The organism is Acinetobacter sp. 24-47-64, assembly GCF_057737055.1.
The window spans coordinates 1,240,709-1,259,216 of record NZ_CM173215.1 but is presented as its reverse complement, the minus strand read 5'-3'; the positions used below and the strand labels follow the sequence as shown (position 1 = coordinate 1,259,216).

Annotated in this window: 19 protein-coding genes; 8 read left to right on the top strand and 11 right to left on the bottom strand. The window is 39.1% G+C overall.

Annotated elements, in window-relative coordinates; genetic code table 11:
- Positions 1–9: 9 nt before the first annotated feature.
- Both AC1M85_RS05970 and AC1M85_RS05965 read right to left on the bottom strand, forming a co-directional pair.
- Positions 10–1,167: an acyl-CoA dehydrogenase family protein gene (locus tag AC1M85_RS05970; protein ID WP_481587685.1), complete on the bottom strand. Its 1,158-nt coding sequence runs from the start codon at positions 1,165–1,167 to the stop codon at positions 10–12.
- Positions 1,164–2,297, bottom strand: coding sequence for an amidase (locus AC1M85_RS05965; protein ID WP_488213748.1), 1,134 nt, complete (start codon positions 2,295–2,297; stop codon positions 1,164–1,166). The genes AC1M85_RS05970 and AC1M85_RS05965 overlap by 4 nt, the downstream gene beginning before the upstream one ends.
- Positions 2,298–2,435: 138 nt before the next feature.
- On the opposite strand from AC1M85_RS05965, the gene AC1M85_RS05960 reads away from it, so the two are divergent.
- The gene (locus AC1M85_RS05960) at positions 2,436–2,903 is read left to right on the top strand and encodes a MarR family winged helix-turn-helix transcriptional regulator (RefSeq protein WP_092767678.1); all 468 of its coding nucleotides are present in this window, start codon (positions 2,436–2,438) and stop codon (positions 2,901–2,903) included.
- A gap of 30 nt (positions 2,904–2,933) precedes the next feature.
- Here the strand turns inward: AC1M85_RS05960 and AC1M85_RS05955 are convergent, their stop codons facing one another.
- From AC1M85_RS05955 to AC1M85_RS05935, 5 genes are all read right to left on the bottom strand, one after another.
- The gene (locus AC1M85_RS05955; RefSeq protein ID WP_481593705.1) at positions 2,934–3,920 is read right to left on the bottom strand and encodes a 3-hydroxybutyryl-CoA dehydrogenase; all 987 of its coding nucleotides are present in this window, start codon (positions 3,918–3,920) and stop codon (positions 2,934–2,936) included.
- Positions 3,911–5,026 carry an NAD/NADP octopine/nopaline dehydrogenase family protein gene (locus tag AC1M85_RS05950; RefSeq protein ID WP_488213747.1) on the bottom strand — a complete coding sequence of 372 codons (1,116 nt, stop codon included), beginning with the start codon at positions 5,024–5,026 and terminating at the stop codon, positions 3,911–3,913. Before AC1M85_RS05950 ends, AC1M85_RS05955 begins: the two co-directional genes overlap by 10 nt.
- 88 nt (positions 5,027–5,114) lie before the next feature.
- Positions 5,115–6,107 carry a helix-turn-helix transcriptional regulator gene (locus AC1M85_RS05945; RefSeq protein ID WP_488213746.1) on the bottom strand — a complete coding sequence of 331 codons (993 nt, stop codon included), beginning with the start codon at positions 6,105–6,107 and terminating at the stop codon, positions 5,115–5,117.
- 36 nt (positions 6,108–6,143) lie between these two features.
- Positions 6,144–7,490 carry a spinster family MFS transporter gene (locus AC1M85_RS05940; protein WP_488213745.1) on the bottom strand — a complete coding sequence of 449 codons (1,347 nt, stop codon included), beginning with the start codon at positions 7,488–7,490 and terminating at the stop codon, positions 6,144–6,146.
- A 168-nt stretch (positions 7,491–7,658) separates the two neighbouring features.
- A complete protein-coding gene (locus AC1M85_RS05935; protein ID WP_035266330.1) occupies positions 7,659–8,549 on the bottom strand; it encodes a LysR family transcriptional regulator in 891 nt (296 codons plus the stop codon).
- 114 nt (positions 8,550–8,663) lie between these two features.
- Here AC1M85_RS05935 and AC1M85_RS05930 point away from each other — a divergent pair, with 114 nt between their 5' ends.
- From AC1M85_RS05930 to pcaD, 7 genes are all read left to right on the top strand, one after another.
- Positions 8,664–9,773 (top strand): muconate/chloromuconate family cycloisomerase, encoded by a 1,110-nt coding sequence (locus tag AC1M85_RS05930; protein WP_092767668.1) that lies wholly within the window; start codon positions 8,664–8,666, stop codon positions 9,771–9,773.
- A gap of 26 nt (positions 9,774–9,799) precedes the next feature.
- Complete coding sequence (catC, locus tag AC1M85_RS05925; RefSeq protein WP_092766278.1) at positions 9,800–10,090, top strand: muconolactone Delta-isomerase; 291 nt, start codon at positions 9,800–9,802, stop codon at positions 10,088–10,090.
- A gap of 150 nt (positions 10,091–10,240) precedes the next feature.
- A complete protein-coding gene (gene catA, locus AC1M85_RS05920) occupies positions 10,241–11,161 on the top strand; it encodes a catechol 1,2-dioxygenase (protein WP_481590937.1) in 921 nt (306 codons plus the stop codon).
- 142 nt (positions 11,162–11,303) lie between these two features.
- A complete protein-coding gene (locus AC1M85_RS05915; protein WP_488213744.1) occupies positions 11,304–11,975 on the top strand; it encodes a 3-oxoacid CoA-transferase subunit A in 672 nt (223 codons plus the stop codon).
- Positions 11,976–11,995: 20 nt separating this feature from the next.
- Positions 11,996–12,649, top strand: a complete 654-nt coding sequence (locus AC1M85_RS05910; RefSeq protein WP_488213743.1) for a 3-oxoacid CoA-transferase subunit B — start codon at positions 11,996–11,998, stop codon at positions 12,647–12,649.
- Between the two features lie 129 nt (positions 12,650–12,778).
- The gene (pcaF, locus tag AC1M85_RS05905; RefSeq protein WP_488213742.1) at positions 12,779–13,984 is read left to right on the top strand and encodes a 3-oxoadipyl-CoA thiolase; all 1,206 of its coding nucleotides are present in this window, start codon (positions 12,779–12,781) and stop codon (positions 13,982–13,984) included.
- Positions 13,985–14,032: 48 nt separating this feature from the next.
- Positions 14,033–14,812, top strand: coding sequence for a 3-oxoadipate enol-lactonase (gene pcaD, locus AC1M85_RS05900; protein WP_488213741.1), 780 nt, complete (start codon positions 14,033–14,035; stop codon positions 14,810–14,812).
- 417 nt (positions 14,813–15,229) lie between these two features.
- Here pcaD and AC1M85_RS05895 read toward each other — a convergent pair whose 3' ends face one another.
- From AC1M85_RS05895 to AC1M85_RS05880, 4 genes are all read right to left on the bottom strand, one after another.
- The gene (locus AC1M85_RS05895) at positions 15,230–15,337 is read right to left on the bottom strand and encodes a DUF2474 family protein (RefSeq protein WP_155757002.1); all 108 of its coding nucleotides are present in this window, start codon (positions 15,335–15,337) and stop codon (positions 15,230–15,232) included.
- Positions 15,338–15,348: 11 nt separating this feature from the next.
- A complete protein-coding gene (gene cydB, locus AC1M85_RS05890) occupies positions 15,349–16,353 on the bottom strand; it encodes a cytochrome d ubiquinol oxidase subunit II (protein ID WP_180028990.1) in 1,005 nt (334 codons plus the stop codon).
- The gene (locus AC1M85_RS05885) at positions 16,350–17,795 is read right to left on the bottom strand and encodes a cytochrome ubiquinol oxidase subunit I (RefSeq protein WP_180028991.1); all 1,446 of its coding nucleotides are present in this window, start codon (positions 17,793–17,795) and stop codon (positions 16,350–16,352) included. The genes cydB and AC1M85_RS05885 overlap by 4 nt, the downstream gene beginning before the upstream one ends.
- Before the next feature lie 236 nt (positions 17,796–18,031).
- Complete coding sequence (locus AC1M85_RS05880) at positions 18,032–18,445, bottom strand: DUF2946 domain-containing protein (protein WP_092768857.1); 414 nt, start codon at positions 18,443–18,445, stop codon at positions 18,032–18,034.
- Between the last annotated feature and the right edge of the window lie 63 nt (positions 18,446–18,508).

Genomic DNA, 18,508 nt, shown 5'->3' with positions numbered 1-18,508 from the left:
TTCGGTCATTTATAAATATCCAGGTGTCGGATTAAGCCCAAAGCTCATCGCACCAGCATTTTGTAAAGTTGCATCACCCATAAATGCATGCTGTGTAACGACATTCGTGTCATTCACAAAGCGACTAAATGGATGGTTGGTATAAATGGCAGTCATGCCAGCTAACATTTGCATTTTGCGGGTGACCTTTGCACAGACTCTTGCCGCATGTGTACAAGATAGACGCATATCACTAATTAAATGTGGCGCAGGTTTTCGTCCGTTGAGTACTTCTTCCCATACAATATCCATGGTGTTGTAGAACCATGTTCTTGCAGCTAGGAACTCAGCTTCAGCTTTCGCAAATTCGTACTGAGTGATAGGTCGATTAGCAATTTCTGCACCTCCAGTAATCGACGACTTACCTGGAGCTAATTTTCTAAATTCTTCCAATGACGCCGAGGCTACGCCAATTCCGACTACGGTAAGGACTTGAGTCGCCAAAGAGAGGGATGGATATTTGAAAAATGGTTCGCTGAGTTTAGATGGCTCACCCCGAACAAAAGTCCAATGCTCAGGTACAAGTACATTATCGACAATGAGATCGTGACTACCTGTGCCTTTTAAACCTACTGTATCCCACGTCATTTCAATTTTAGCTTTATGCGCTGGTAAAACAGCCATACGTGGTAAGCCATGAGATTCATTATCTTTGATCGGGGCAATGCCTACACCAACGATATCTGCACCTTTACAACCACTTGAGAATTTCCAACGGCCTTTTACAACTAAACCCTCATCGGTCACTTGAGCAGCTTGCGGTGGAAAAATTCCACCAGCAAAAACGATATCTGGGCCATTTTTATAAAGTTCAGAAAGTGTCTCTTCAGGTAAACTCCCAAGATAAGCTGGGCTCATACCAAAACTTGCAACCCAACCTACTGATCCATCTGCTTTAGAAAGCCTTTCAATAAGTTCACAAAACGTACGCGGTGAAACCTCATCACCACCGAAACGTTTAGGAACTAAAGCACGATATACCCCAATTGATTTCAGTTTTTGAATAATGTCTTGACTCACGTATGCTTGTTCGTCGAATTCACCTGAACACGCTCGCTGTCTAATCTCTTGACATAATTCTTCAAGATCAATCAAGCTCTCAGTTTGATCTTTGGCTAAATTGCTCATTTGCCACCTCCTTGTGAATGCTTCGTAATATCGACAATGTGTTGTGCAATAGCACACAATTTTTCATCTTCACCATGCTTAGCAATTAATTGCATACCGACAGGTAAGCCATTTGATGTTTCATATGGAATCGTGAGCGCTGGATGGCCCGATAGATTGAATGGTCGCACGAGCTTAGTTAAATTGAGGAAAGCAACAGTATTTTCAGCTTCGTCTAATTTAGGTGGAAATTGAGGTAGTGTCGGCAGTATCAAAACATCAACATTGTTGAGTAAATCATTGATCTGCTCTGTGAATTGAGTTCTTATTAATTCAGCATTTTCTACATCTTTTTGAGTGGTTTCAGATGCTTTTAATAAACGCTGCTGAACATCATTGGCTAGAAGTCCAGTTTGAGTAAGATCATGATATGCACCCCAAGTTTCGTAATTAATGATCGACATACCTGCTTGATATGCCTCATCAATATTGTCTATGAATAGATTTTTTTGAGGTAAATCAATTTTTGTTAACTCAGCATCTAAGACACGCCAAATTTCAGATTCCGCTTCGACACGTAATATTCCTAATTGAATCTGCTGTAGATCGATTTGGATTTCGTTAAATGTAGGATCAATGATCCGCATAGCAAGAATCAGATTGTTGATATCTGATGCGAATGGTCCGACGCAGTCTAAAGTGGTATCTTTTGGCCAAACACCATCACGACTTACACGACCAAATGAAGGTTTTAATCCATACACTCCACAGCAAGCGGCTGGCATACGAATTGAGCCACCAGTATCCGTACCAATACTGAAGTCCGCTATATCTGCCGCAATAGCTGCAGCCGAACCACTGGAAGAGCCTCCAGGAATAAGTTGCGGATATTTAACATTTAAAGGTGTTCCGAAGTTTTTGTTTACTCCAGTTATACCGAATGCAAGTTCATGAAGATGAGTTTTTCCAATAATTTTGCAATCACTGCTGAGTATATTTTTTATAATTTCAGCGTGTGAGTTTGCAGGGCATGCTTCAACGCGCGCCTGAGTTCCAAGTGTCGTCACTTCATTTTGTATATCAATTGAGTCTTTAACCACGACTCTAATTTTTCCATCTCCTAAAGAGAGACTTCTAGATATAATATTCAATTCACTTTTCCATGTATTTTTATACTCAACATCAATATCTGAAAAATTAATGTATTTGTCAAGTTATTTTGAAATAAAATAATCTTTGTCTTTTTTCTTGTATAATCAATTATATTTTTTTAAGTTTAATTGCTGCTCATGTTAAAAAATTTTGAAAATTATTTGCCAAATAACGATCCCAAAAGTTTGGAAAATTTCCCATTTTTTTGGATATCTCAAGTTAATGGTAAGTATTCCCAATTGATTGATAAATCTTTAAAAAAAATAGGTCTCGATAATACAAAAAGAAAAATCATTTTGAGTACAAATGCTCTCGGTGAAGCCAATATCACTGAAATAGCAAATTTAGCAACAATCAAATTAACAACTGCAACTAAGGCAATCTATAGATTAGTCGAAGAAGGTATAGTTGAAGTTTTCTCATCCCCTCATGATGAAAGGATTTCTATGGTGAAGCTCACTGAAAAAGGATATGGTCTTGTGGATGAAATTAATCAGATCAATCGTGTTACTTTAGCTGGTATATTAAATTCTTTTGATGAACAAGAACTTGAGTCACTAAATTTACAATTAAAGAAAATATTCAATTTAATGCCAAATAGGTAAAAAGACTAAAATCTTTTTACCTACTAACGCTTATTTCATAATTTCATATTGTGGAATAAGCTGATTAAATCGCAAATTTTCAGCGAATTTTGATATGACATTTAGTTTATATTGATAAATATCCATGCTTTCATATTTGTAAAAACCTGATAGTTCTCTAATGCCATTTCTATTTTCCCTCATATTTTTTTTGATAATATCAGGGGCTTTGTAACGCTCACCAAGTTCTTCTCTCAAATACTCTGAAGCATGATACAGAATATCTCCTCCACCCCAATCGATAAACTCTAACATTCCTAACACTGAAAAACGCAAACCAAAACCTGTACGAATCGCTTTATCAATATCCTCAGCACTTGCTACGTTTTCTTCAACCATTCTCGCTGCTTCATTCATTGCCAATGCTTGAATTCTTGGAACAATGTATCCAGCAACTGCATTACAAATCACAGGGACTTTACCAATTGCCTCAAGTAATGTTTTTAGTTTTTCTACTGCTATATCAGCAGTATGCTCCGATCGGCTTAGCTCAACTAAAGGCATTAAATACCCAGGATTAAGCCAATGCGCATTAACAATACGTTCTGGATGAGAAATTAATTTTGCTATATCAGTGACCAAAAAGGTCGAAGTCGTTGATGCTACAATACAGTTTTTAGAAATTAAGGGTTCTAACCACCGAAAACAATGTTGTTTATGAGTCATTATTTCAGGTACACCTTCAATAATTAATTCACAATTTTTCCAATCAATAGTTTGATTATCTTTGAAATAGAAATGAATTCTTTCTTTTAATACTTTACATTGATCATTCACTAACATCCCGATATGTTCTAAGAGATGCAACTCTTGGTCGAGGCTGTCATTCCATTTTTGCAGAAATTCATTTTTTTCTGCTGGGTTTCGATCTTTTACGTCTACAAGTGCAATCTCAATTCCTGCATATGCGAATGCGATCGCAATCGCATTACCCATTCTGCCTGCACCTACAATAATAATATTTTTAATCATGCAGATTGTTCTCCGGAGTTCAACAGGTCTTTTAATTGTTGCTGCGTTAAATTAAATAACCCTAAATTTTCAAGAGTGCGACCTTCACTATACAAATCCCTACCAGTAATTGATGATGCGATATTCAGAAGCCCTTCAGCAATCGGCGTTTTGACTCCAACATACTTACCAACCGATACAATAAATGACAGGCCTAATCGCGTGTCTTCGAGCATATACCGATGTGAATGTAAATCTATTTTCTCGCGCCAATCGCCACTGTCAGTCAACTTACCATGTGCCCCCCTACCATACATCCACTCATCTCCTTCACCCTCTTTATTGTAGTGATCTGCGAGTGGGAAATGCTGTTTCGAGTATCCCAATGCTTCACGAATATTCATTCGCTCTTGATCCAATAAGCTGGTTACTCTCCTCACTGAAGGTTGAGTACCTTCATTATGAATATCCCATACATCAAAATGTTCTAAAGGTGCAGCATTGAGCATAATTAATGGAGGATGAATAATGGGTCCTGCATTCATTAAAGCTCCACTCAAAGCATCCTCTATAGGCTCGATGCTGTCATAAGCTTGCCTTAATACTCTAATAGCATGATCTTTTAATTTTGCTGGATAGACCCCAGTAGGCAATCTCGTCGCATATACACTAATCACGATAGAATTCAGACTATGTTTTCTTACTAAATATGGCAACGTACCCGTTTCTGCAAAAGCCACGTCAGACTTATTCCCAACTTTAAGCATTGCTTGAGCAAATAGATATGTACCAAAAGTACCTGGGGGTAAAAATACGACTTGACCAGATGTTAAGTATGGTGCTATTTCAATCGATAAATCTTCATGGCTTGTTGCGGGTAAAGGAATAATAATCAATTCAGCGTTTTCAATAGCTTTGAATAAATCAGTTTCAAGTTGGATTTTTTGATGTTCATCCCCAACAGATACTGTTCTAGTGCCACGAAAGTCTTTTACAGTAAGCTCACCATATTTCGCTAATTCTTTTAGTGAATCTCGATCTCTTCGCCATAATTTAACTTCGTGATTTTTTTCCGCCATTTCCACTGCTGATGCATAACATCCATGTCCACCGCCGAGAACTGTGATTTTCATTTTTTTCCCTTACATATTTATTGTGTATTGTGATAGTAGGAAAGATTCTTCCTTTTGCTCGCGTCAAAAAGCGGTACTGCTATTCGAATTACGAATTTATTTCTATTAATTTGTTTTGTTTCACGGTTTCTGAAGGCGTGCATCCATAACGTTTTTTATAAAGTCGAGTAAAGTGTCCAAAGCTTCTTACACCATGAGCATTAAAGATATCAATTATAGGCTGATCAACCTGAGTGTGTTTAAGTTCTTGATGAACTCGGTCCAATTTGATTGATGTCATGAAACTGAGAGGCGTTTGGTTCAAATAGGAATTAAATCCCTTTTGAAGCGTTCTTACCGAGACTTTTACAAGCCTCGCAACTTCCTCAATCGAGATTGCTTCCATATAATGTTGCTCAATCAAATGAGCTGCATTTTTGATATAACTTGGGATGAGTTGATTTTTTTTATCTGCGATTCTTTCACTGAAATTATGTGGAATTTTGATCAATAATAACTCAGTCAAATATGAACTAAAGCTATCAGAAATTTGCCACCAGTTTTCAATATTTGAATATGCAAAGCATAAGTAGTTCAGTGTTTCTAAAATTGAAATTCTTTCTTCAGATGTATAGGAAATGCCACTATCGAAAATAAGATTTTTTTGAGGGATATATCCCAACAAGCGATATAAAACAGTGTTGATCAACTCATGATCAATTTTTAATATGATATTTCTACATTTGGCTTGGAGTTCAATTCTATTTTCAAAATGAGGATGAGAAATTGTAAGTAATCCAGGACGTTGTTGATAAGTTGAATGATCATATTTGACTTTACATTCCCCTTCCAAATTAAATCTAAACAGATAACTTTGACACTCAGCACCAAAACTAATTTGAACTGGAGCATTGTAACTTAATTCAAATAGTGCAACTTGACCAAATGAAAACCCACTTAATTTTACTTCTAAAGATTCATCATTCAATACTTCAAATTGATGAGGGCACAAGTATTGTCCTATCACATCTTTAATCTGAAAATAATCTTTTGAAGACAATAAGTTGAATTTCTTTAAAAGTTTCAGATTCGATAAATACATGATAGGTGTACCCTCATTATTTTATTCAGACATGATTTATTTAGACTCAACTTGCAAACTATTTTCGAAGGCTTTACAACCCACTTTCAATAAGACAAAGCACAATACGCATGATATTGCACCAACGATAGATATCGATGAACCGACCATTAAAGGATTTTCAAAAATACGATCCGTAATTAAAGCCACTAATGTGGTACCAATACCTAAAGCAATCAAATTACTGATGAGTAAAAAGATAGATGAGATTTGGGCACGTAATTGATTTGGCGAAAGCATTTGCATTGCTGTTGTTGAGATCGGCATTGGGAAAGAAGCGAAAAACATTGCAACAACCAACAATGTAACTGATAGCCATAATTCATTAACTTGTGAAAACAAAATCATTGGAATAATTAGACCTACGATTCCAATCACACCCACAAACATAGGCGAATCTTTTCTGCCTTTTTGAATAAAATAATCATTCATCCAACCAGCCGCAAATACACCTAAAGTATTTGAAATCAGTAACACGGCACCCAACATATAGCCCACTTCAGTAGCTGTCATATTGTAATGTCGTATGTAAAATGCAGGTGTCCAGCTAATTAAGCAAAACAATGCCATGGCATAAAAAGTAAATCCCAAATAATGACATGTAAATGTTTTTTTATGCTTTTTCAGGAATTTAAAAGTATCACTAAGCTTCACTTTTACTACGTTCCCCTGCGCATCGACCATTTGCCCTTTACGCTTAGGATCTTTAACAGTTAAAAGTACCAATATGCCAATAATGACTCCTGGTAAACCCACTAAAATAAACGCTACTTGCCATGCCTTTAACATTCCCAATAAGGGTACAGCGATAAGAGACATGTCCTTGAGTAATCCAATGACAAAACCACCTACTAAGAATGCGATTCCTCCACCAACAAAAGAACCAATCGAATAAATAGCGACAGCTCGACCCAATTTATCTTTTGCAAACATATCACTAAACATTGAATAGGCTGCAGGTGACAAAGCAGCTTCACCAATTCCTACTCCCATTCTGCTCAAAAACAACTGGATAAAGTTCTTACTTAAACCACATAAAGCTGTTGCAATGCTCCAAAATACAATCCCGGCAGCAATTAATTTTGGTCTTGAGAATCGATCTGCGATATAAGCCAGCGGCAGACCCATGAATGCATAAAATAAAGAAAAAGCTAGTCCATGGAGTAGACTAAATTGCGTGTCTGTTAAATTCAAATCTGCTTTTATCGGTTCAATCATCAAAGCCAAAATTTGACGATCGATAAAAGAAAATATATATGCAACCATGCAAAGTATTACAACATACCAAGCATAAATATCCTTCTTTTTTGCATCATTGCTCTTTAACTCGGAAATTTTTTCCATCGAAATCATCCTAAATATTTTATAGATCAGCGCTATCCCTATGACAAATCCATGCCAATTTATGCTGATTTATAAAATAAATATCATTTTTAACACTATTATTCTATTTATTTTTCCATTAAATATTACATATAAATAGATATTTTATATTAATCTAATCTAAAAAAATTAGTTCATGCTCTTCAATTCGTCTAGATAATCTAATATTTGTTTTATGTATTCATTATTATCGATACTTCTATAGGCAACTGTAATTGGACTTTCAGCCTCATTATCTAGAATAGGTATAAACTTCAAATTTTTCATACCTATAGAGCATGCACTCTTTGGAATAATACACCCCCCCTCACCAGATGACACCATCCCCAATGCCATATGGATTTCTCTCGTCTCGATCAGATTTTGGGGAATTAAGTCAAGTTCAGAGAATATTCCTTGAACAAAAGTTGAGAAGTTTGGTTTAGGAGTATTTGGATATATATAAATATGTTCGTTGACCAATTGTGATAAATGTACTTCCTTAACATTTTGGGTCACTAACGTATGATCTTTGTGCACTGCTAAAAAAAGTTGCTCTCTTTCGATCACTATTCTTTTTATTGAAGGATCACTAATTCCTAATCGACCAAACCCAATATCAATTTTCCCCAATTTCAAAGCTTCTACCTGATCCCTGGTTCCGCATTCCACCAATTCAACTTTTATATTTGCAATATGCTTTCTTAAATAATCAATAATCTCAGGTAATTTCCAATAAAAAAGCGAACCAACATATCCAATTCGTACCGTAGTATCTGTCACTTTATATCGATTTACCATCGATTTAGCATGTGCTGTTAAGGTCAGTATCTGTACAGCATATTGGTAAAAAAACTCTCCAACTTCAGTTGTTTTGATCGGTCTCATGCCTCTTTCAAATAATACGACACCTAACTCTGACTCTAAGTTTTTGATTTGTCGTGTAAGTGGTGGTTGTGCGATACATAACTTCTCAGCAGCTTTTGTAATACTTTTTTCTTCGACCACAGTAGCAAAATACTTTAATGTTCTTAATTCCATTGAAATTTCCTTAATCCATACTTTTTTAGTATTTTAATATACTACTTAACCTCTATTTTCAATACTTTATTTCAAATAAGGTATTTAGCATATATTAATGGAATATATTGCTGCATGTACAAAAATATTGAAACCTTGCTCGTTGAAATCCCGACGATCCGCCCACACAAGATGGCGGTCGCAACGATGCAAACTCAAACCTTAGTCCTCATTAAAATCGAAACTTCGGATGGTTTCATTGGTTGGGGCGAAGCAACCACCATCGGTGGCTTAGGCTATGGTGAAGAAAGCCCTGAAAGTATCAAAACCAATATCGATACTTATTTTGCTCCACTACTCAAAACTTTTACTGATCTCAACGTTGCTCAAATTATGCAAGTGTTGAAGAAGAATATTAATGGCAACCGTTTTGCAAAATGTGCCATTCAAACTGCTTTACTCGATATTCAAGCTCAACGTTTAGGCTTGCCTCTGTCTGAAGTGTTAGGTGGCCGTCTGCGTGACAGCGTCCCTGTACTTTGGGTGTTGGCTTCTGGTGATACGGATAAAGATATCGCTGAAGCGAAAAAGATGATCGAAGCTAAGCGTCATAACTTCTTTAAATTAAAAATTGGTTCTCGTGCTGTAGAAGCAGATGTTGAGCATGTTCTCACCATCAAAAAAGCGTTAGGTGCTGATATTTCTATCCGTGTCGATGTGAACCGTGCTTGGTCTGAGTTAGAAGCGATCAAAGGTATTCAGCTTCTGCAAGATGGTGGTGTGGATCTAATTGAACAGCCATGTGCGATTGACAATATTGATGCCATGGAGCGTTTAACTCGTCGTTTTGATATTGCCATCATGGCGGATGAGTCATTGATGGGTCCAAGTACAGCTTATCGTTTAGCGAAGCGTAATGCTGCTTCTGTGTTTGCTGTAAAAGTTGCTCAGTCTGGTGGCCTACTCGAAGGTCGTGATGTAGCAACCATTGCAAACCTCGCTGGTGTAGATCTGTATGGTGGCACGATGCTTGAAGGTTCTGTTGGCACCATCGCTTCTGCACATTTGTTCTCGACCTTTGAGAATTTGGCATATGGCACTGAATTGTTTGGTCCATTGCTGTTGACTGACGAAATTTTAAAGACCCCGCTTCAATATCGTGATTTCGAATTACATCTGCCTCAAGGCAATGGTTTAGGTATTGAGTTGGATTTAGACAAGATTGACAACCTTCGCCGCAAATAAGCGACGTGATACATCAGGAGTGAGACATGCTGTTTCATGTACGAATGGATGTGAACATCCCACTGGATATGCCAGTTGAAAAAGCGAATGAGATTAAAGCTGTTGAAAAGGCGTATTCGCAAGAGTTACAGCAACAAGGCAAGTGGCGTCATATCTGGCGAATCACAGGTCAGTATTCAAACATCAGTATTTTTGATGTGGAAAGCAATGAAGAGCTTCATTCAATTTTACAAGGTCTTCCGCTTTATCCATATATGAATATCGAAGTAATGGCGTTAAATCGCCACCCATCTTCTATCCGTGAAGATGATCGTTAAGTTTTAAGTGTCTTGGCTTGATTGATTCAGGCCATGACATCAATACATCCAGAGGTTTTTTAGCGTCATTTTAAACAAGGATTGTGGCAGCGAGCTCAAACACATTAGAAGTCAGCCACCACACAGCAAGCATACTTAAGGAGAAATAGTATGAACCGCGAACAAATTAATGCTTTAGTCAAAAAAATGAACGTTGATACTGCAACAGGTCCTGTTGATGAACGTGTTCAGCAAATCGTTGTACGTTTAGTATCTGACTTATTCCAAGCGATTGAAGATTTAGATTTAAGCCAATCTGAAGTTTGGAAGGGTCTTGAGTACTTTACTGATGCTGGTCAAGCAAACGAATTAGGTCTTTTGGCTGCTGGTTTAGGTCTTGAGCATTTCCTTGATTTACGTGCAGATGAGAAAGATGCTCAAGCAGGTATTACAGGTGGTACTCCACGTACAATTGAAGGTCCATTGTATGTCGCTGGTGCACCAGAATCAGTTGGTTTTGCACGTATGGATGATGGTTCTGAAGAAGGCAAAATCCCAACTTTAATTATTGAAGGTATCGTTAAAGATACTGAAGGTAACATCATTGAAGGCGCTAAAGTTGAAGTTTGGCATGCAAACAGCTTAGGTAACTACTCGTTCTTTGATAAGTCTCAATCTGACTTCAACTTACGTCGTACGATCTTCACGGATGCACAAGGTCAATATACAGCATTAACCACAATGCCTGTAGGTTATGGCTGCCCACCAGAAGGTACAACTCAGTTTGTATTAGACAAACTTGGTCGTCATGGTAACCGCCCTTCACACGTGCATTACTTCGTCACTGCGCCTGGCTACCGTAAATTAACTACGCAGTTCAACATCGAAGGTGATGAATACCTTTGGGATGACTTTGCATTTGCAACGCGTGATGGCTTAGTGGCAACTGCTGTAGACGTAACTGATGAAGCTGAAATTGCTCGTCGTGGTCTAAAAGGTGCGTTCAAACATATTCAATTTGACATTGAATTAGTGAAAGACGTTGAAGGTGCGCCTTCTACTGAAGTTGAACGTCGCCGCGCATCAGCTTAAAAATAATAAAGGGATGGATTTCGCATCCATCCTTTATCTCATTTAACTAAAGAATTTAGACCAATCCAAATCTAATCATTTTGATTTGTTTAAATTTTTGCAAGACCTAAAAGGATATAGATAGCTTTATCTATAAAACGCTATGATTGATAAATCTCAAAAGACTTTAACCGAAGCCCTCTCCCAAATTAAAGACGGTTCAACCATTATGATTGGTGGGTTTGGTACTGCAGGTCAGCCTGCTGAACTCATCGATGGCTTAATTGAACTCGGTATTAAAGACTTAGTGATCGTCAACAACAACGCAGGTAATGGTGATTACGGCTTGGCTAAACTGTTACAAGCAGGCGCTGTACGTAAAATCATCTGTTCTTTTCCTCGTCAGTCTGACTCTTATGTCTTCGATGAACTCTACCGTGCAGGCAAAATCGAGTTAGAACTTGTACCGCAAGGCAACTTGGCTTGTCGTATTCAAGCGGCGGGTATGGGCTTAGGTCCAATCTACACACCAACAGGTTTTGGTACTTTGCTCGCTGAAGGCAAACCAACCATGAATTATGAAGGTAAAGACTACGTTTTAGAAAATCCAATCAAAGCTGACTTTGCGTTAATTAAAGCGCATAAGGGAGATCGCTGGGGGAACTTGGTGTACCGTAAATCTGCACGTAACTTTGGTCCAATTATGGCCATGGCAGCAGATATCACCATCGCACAAGTATCAGAAGTCATGGACCTCGGTGCCTTAGATCCTGAACACATCATCACCCCTGGGATCTTTGTACAACACGTTGTACAAGTTCAACCTGCGCAGTAATTTGAGATTGGAGAAATAAAATGAGTTATCAAAAATTAACCCGTGATCAAATTGCTGAACGTGTTGCACAAGATATTCCTGATGGTGCTTATGTCAACCTTGGGATTGGTTTACCAACTAAAATCTCGAGCTATTTACCTGCTGACAAAGATGTCTTTTTACATTCTGAAAATGGTTTATTGGCCTTTGGTCCACCCCCTGCGGAAGAAGACCGTGACCCTGAGTTAATTAATGCAGGTAAAGAGTTTGTGACTTTATTAGAAGGCGGAGCTTTCTTCCATCATGGTGATTCATTTGCCATGATGCGTGGTGGTCATTTAGACATCGCGGTACTGGGTGCTTTCCAAGTCGCTGAAAATGGTGATCTTGCAAACTGGCATACCGGTGCACCTGATGCGATCCCTGCTGTGGGTGGTGCAATGGACTTAGCCGTGGGTGCGAAAAAAGTCTTTATTACCACCGATCATGTCACTAAAAAAGGCGAACCTAAAATCGTTGCTGAGCTGACTTATCCTGCGACAGGTTTGAAATGTGTGGACCGCATTTATACGGACCTTTGTGTGATTGATGTGACGGCAGATGGCATGAAAGTCATTGAGAAAGTTGAAGGCTTATCTTTTGAAGAGCTTCAATCGATGACGGGTGCCAAACTCATTGATGCGACTCAAGACTGATTTATCAATCCTCCCTAAATCCCTCCTTTATTAAAGGAGGGACTTTCCACCCAATTTATTTAAGCGGGTGGACTCCGCCCTTTGTCAAAGGTAGGTCGAGAGGGATTCAAAGATTTAGGACATAAATAAATGAAAAACGCATACATCATTGATGCCATCCGTACGCCTTTTGGTCGTTATGCCGGTGGTTTAGCACCTGTCCGTGCGGATGACTTAGGTGCAGTGCCATTAAAAGCGTTAATGGAACGTAACCCTTCTGTGGATTGGAATGTCGTCGATGACGTTTTATTTGGCTGTGCCAACCAAGCCGGTGAAGATAATCGTAACGTCGGTCGTATGTCGGCGCTTTTAGCAGGTATTCCTTATACAGTACCTGCAACCACAGTCAACCGTTTATGTGGTTCATCACTCGATACCGTAGCAATGGCTGCGCGTGCCATTAAAGCTGGTGAGGCTGACGTGATTGTGGCAGGTGGTGTTGAATCCATGTCACGTGCTCCATTTGTGATGGGTAAATCTGAGAGTGCATTTGGTCGTAGTCAAAAGATTGAAGACACCACCATGGGCTGGCGTTTTATCAACCCGAAGCTTAAAGAAATGTATGGTGTTGAAACCATGCCGCAAACGGCCGAAAACGTGGCTGAACAGTTCAACATTAGCCGCGCTGATCAAGACCAATTTGCGTTATCCAGCCAACAACGTACGGCTGCTGCACAAGCACGCGGTTTCTTTGATCAAGAAATCGTGCCTGTGACTATTCCACAGCGTAAAGGTGATGCGGTTGTGGTGGCAAAAGATGAACATCCTCGTGCCTCAACCACTTTAGAAGCCTTAACCAAGTTAAAACCTGTTGTAAAAGCAGACGGTACAGTAACCGCAGGTAATGCATCAGGGATTAACGATGGTGCTGCTGCGATTCTGATTGCGTCTGATGCAGCTGTGGAAAAATATGGTTTAAAACCTCGTGCCAAAGTGATTGGTGCGACCACCGTTGGGGTTGAACCTCGCATTATGGGCTTTGGTCCTGCACCTGCGATTAAAAAGTTACTGGCTCAAACAGGTTTAACACTAGAGCAAATGGATGTGATTGAGCTGAACGAAGCGTTTGCAGCACAAGCATTGGCGTGTACACGTGACCTAGGTTTAGCCGACGATGATGCACGTGTAAACCCAAATGGTGGTGCAATTGCATTAGGTCATCCATTGGGTGCATCAGGTGCGCGTTTGGTGACGACTGCACTGAATCAACTTGAAGCAACTGGTGGCAAATATGCATTGTGCTCTATGTGTATCGGTGTGGGTCAAGGCATCGCTTTAATTATCGAACGTGTTTAACTATTAAAAACCCCCTCCCTTTTCTCAAGGGAGGTCGGGAGGGATTCTATGCCTACTTTTTCTTCAAATGATGCGCAAATCAATTATCAAACTTTTGGTGATTCAAGCAAGCCTGCTCTTGTTTTCTCTAACTCTTTAGGGACAAATTTCAGCATGTGGCAATCACAAATTGAGTTTTTTAAAGCTTCTCATTATGTGATTTGTTATGACACACGTGGTCATGGTGCATCGGACGCGCCTCAAGGTCCATATACCATTGATCAACTTGGTCAAGATGTGGTGAATTTACTCGACCATTTAAATGTTGAAAAAGCTGCATTCTGTGGTATTTCGATGGGTGGTTTGACAGGCCAATGGTTAGCGATCAATCATCCTCAACGCTTTAGTCATGTGATTGTGTGTAATAGCGCCGCTAAAATTGGCAATGAAAATGCTTGGAATGATCGTGCCGTATTGGTTCGTGAACAAGGTTTAGCACCGATTGCATCAACGGCTGCAGGTCGTTGGTTTACAGATCCCTTTATCCAAAGCAACCCAGCAGTGATTGAAGAACTTTCAAACGACTTAGGAGCTGGCAGCCCTGAAGGTTATGCAAGCTGCTGTGAAGCTTTGGCTAAGGCGGATGTGCGTGAACAACTCAAACAGATTTCGATTCCTGTATTGATTATTGCAGGTCAACAAGACCCTGTGACCACTGTGGTAGATGGTCAGTTTATGCAAGCAGCGATTGCGGGTAGTCAACTTGTTGAGATTAATGCTTCGCACATTTCGAATGTTGAACAACCACAGGCGTTTAACCAGGCTGTTGCTGAATTTATTCAGGCTTAAGTTCAGAACAACTTAAACCTGAACTCAGGAAACATCACTTGTCACGGGTGACTCATCTTGACGCTTTGCCAGATTGCTCCACCAGTCTGGCTTTTTTTTCACAGTAATTAGACCATGAACAACGACAATTAAATATCAGTCTCGTGATTCCTTAAAACGCCGATAGTTATGTCATAAGTGATTGAAACGATGTCACTCATCATTCTCAAAGATTCAGATGATTCTTCTAATTTTATCTTAAATCAATTGTTTAAGTAAATTTTTAAAGCGTTGGTTTAGAAGCTAAAATCCGCTTAATTGTGCCTATATCATAGTTTCTATTACCCAATTATGATCAACAACGATTAGTCGTTAGTATTTAAATTAAAAACCCATCACCTAGATGATGGGTTAATTGTTGATGTCTAAAGATTTAGATTAATACGCCCACTGGATGAGCAATCGAAATAGACCAGCAATCAATAATAGACTTAAAAAACCACCGAGCCATAAAACAATAAACCACCCTGCTTGATTCAGTTTCATTATCATTCTCCTCAGTGGTAACCTTCGTCACCAACACGGACCTTGTCTCTAAATACCCAATAAGATAAAGCGGTATAAAACAATATAATTGGGATTAGAATGAGTGCACCAATGAGAGCAAATAATTGACTACTTTGAGGTGCAGCAGCTTGCCAAATCGTTACACTTGGCGGAATGATATTAGGCCATAAACTAATTAAGAAGCCCGTATACGCAAGAAATACCAAAGCCAATGTATAGATGAAAGGCGCAAACTCCTGACGACGTTTACAAGCTCTGAGCGCAAGGAAAGTAAAAATCAATACCAGTATTGGTACGGGGCTGAAATACCACATTTGTGGTTGGCTAAACCAACGCTGTGCAATATCGTCATGTACAAGGGGGGTATAAATACTGACAGCGCCAAATATTAGAAATAACGCGATCATAAGCTTCGGCATCAGACGGTACATATGATCTTGTACACGCTCATCCGTTTTAAAAATTAACCATCCACAACCGAGTGTCGCGTATAACACAACAACGCCTAAACCTGTAAAGAGTGAAAATGGAGTGAGCCAATCCAGACCACCACCCGTGAACACACCATTGGTCGTCTGAATTCCTTGAATATAAGCGCCTAAAATCACACCTTGTAAAAATGAAGCTAAAATTGAACCCCAAATAAATGCTTGGTCCCAAAGTGCCTTAGTCCGATTAGCCTTAAAACGAAACTCAAAAGCGACTCCACGAAATATAAGCGCGATCACCATTAAGGTGATGGGCATATATAATGCAGACAACACAGTCGAATAGACCAGTGGAAAAGCGGCAAATAAACCAGCTCCACCAAGTACCATCCAAGTCTCATTGCCATCCCATACGGGTGCTACAGTATTCATCATGACATCACGCTCTTGGCGATCTTTCACAAATGGAAATAAAATACCAATTCCCAAATCAAAACCATCAAGAACGACATAAATCAACACACCTAGTGCGATGATCACAATCCAAATCAATGATAAATCAATCATTTCAAATTCTCCTGATCATTCACCCTGTTTGATGCTTCAAGTTGTTGTTCATTATCAATGGTACTCATCGGGCGTTTAGAAGCTCGGATCACTTCGCCATCTGAATGTGGTGTTGAATAAATAAATTCTGGTCCTTTTACCATCATTTTCAACATATAAAAGATACCGATACCAAATACGATGCAGTACACCACAACAAAAATAATTAGCGTAAGTCCAACCTGTTCCGCAGAGACAGGAGATAACGCATCTTTCGTACGCATTACGCCATAGATAATCCAAGGTTGACGTCCCACCTCTGTGGTAAACCAGCCTGCCAATAATGCAATAAAACCTGAAGGCCCCATCCACAAAGCAAACTTGTGCAACCATTTAGAATCATAGAATTTGCCTGTCTTACGTAGCCATAGACCAAATACAGCCAGTAAGATCATGAGCATGCCCATACCCACCATGATTCGGAAACTCCAAAAAACGATGGTTGAATTAGGTCGATCCTCAGGTGCGAATTCTTTTAAGCCTTTAACCTCACCATCAAGGGTATGTGTCATGATCAGGCTACCCAAATTTGGAATACCAATCGCATATTTAGTTTCTTCAGCTTCCATATCTGGAATACCAAATAGATACAACGGCATACCATGATCTTTATTGGTTTCCCAATGACCTTCGATTGCAGCTAATTTAGCAGGCTGATGTTCTAAGGTATTCAATCCATGTAAATCACCCACGAACATCTGTAGTGGAGCTAAAGCAAGGATCATCCACATTGCCATCGAGAATGACTTTTTAACTAACGCATCACGGCGTCCTTTGAGTAGATGCCATGCAGCAGTTGCGGCAACCAATAAGCCTGAAACCAAGAAAGCGGCCAGTGCCATATGCGCTAATCGATAAGGAAAGGATGGGTTAAAGACAATCGCGAACCAATCTTGAGGAACAATTATTCCATTTTCAAATGCAAAGCCTTGAGGTGTTTGCATCCAGCTGTTAGATGACAGAATCCAAAACATGGATATACATGTTCCTATTGCCACCATTAAGGTTGCAAAAAAATGCGTCTTTGGTCCAACTCGCCCCCAGCCAAACAACATGATACCGAGGAAACCAGCTTCTAAGAAAAACGCACTGAGCACTTCATACGTCAGCAATGGTCCAGTGACACTACCAGCAATACGTGAAAATTCACTCCAGTTGGTTCCAAACTGATAGCTCATCACCACGCCTGAAACGACACCCATACCAAATGAAAGTGCGAATATTTTTATCCAAAATTTAAACAGATCTCGATAAACAGGATCATTCGTTTTAAGCCAACGCCATTCGAGCACAGCCAAAAAACTTGCCAATCCAATCGAAATTGCTGGAAAGATAATGTGAAATGAAACAGTGAATGCAAATTGTATACGCGCCAATTCGAGCGCTGTTAGTCCTAGATCCATGAGGTCACCTTATCATTGAATTTTGTGGTGAATGTTGTTCTTCAATGAGTTTAAAACTACAGTCAGAATTACATTGTAGATGTCATGTATCATTCCGATAACACGCGATTTTAAATTCACTTTTTTGAGGATGAGTGAATACCGTCTGTTAGCTACAGACTGTTTAAAGATTTTTTTCATAAGATTGAACTCTAAATAAATTGATTAAGATCAAAATGATCCAAGGTTTAAATCAATTAGAGTCCAAAAGGTGGCGCTCGGCCTTGAGGCAGAAGATAGAGCTTCTGTAGAGAAAAATAGACGTGCCAAAAAGAATTGCGGTAGAAGCTCAACTTAACTTGTAAGCGATCAAAAATTTCTTTTACACCAAAATCAAATGGTAAGACGAGGTCTCCATACACAGTGCAATATTGGCATTGGTGAGTAATTTGATTATGGTCGTGATGATGTTCGTTTTCACTCAAATGGTGGACGAGATCGTGATAAGTCTCATGAACATGCTGATGGCGTTCTGGAGAAAGTAAATTATGCATAATAGACATGCATACCGGAGCGACATGAAATTTCTCCGGTAAGATCGGTTGTAAATAAACCGCTAGTTGTAATAACACCGTTGCAAATGCAATGATGAGTCCACTAGATCTTAGCAAAATTTCCTCTCAACTCTTTTCGATAAAGAGTGTTTAGAAACATAGAAAAAAAATCAAGTTAAT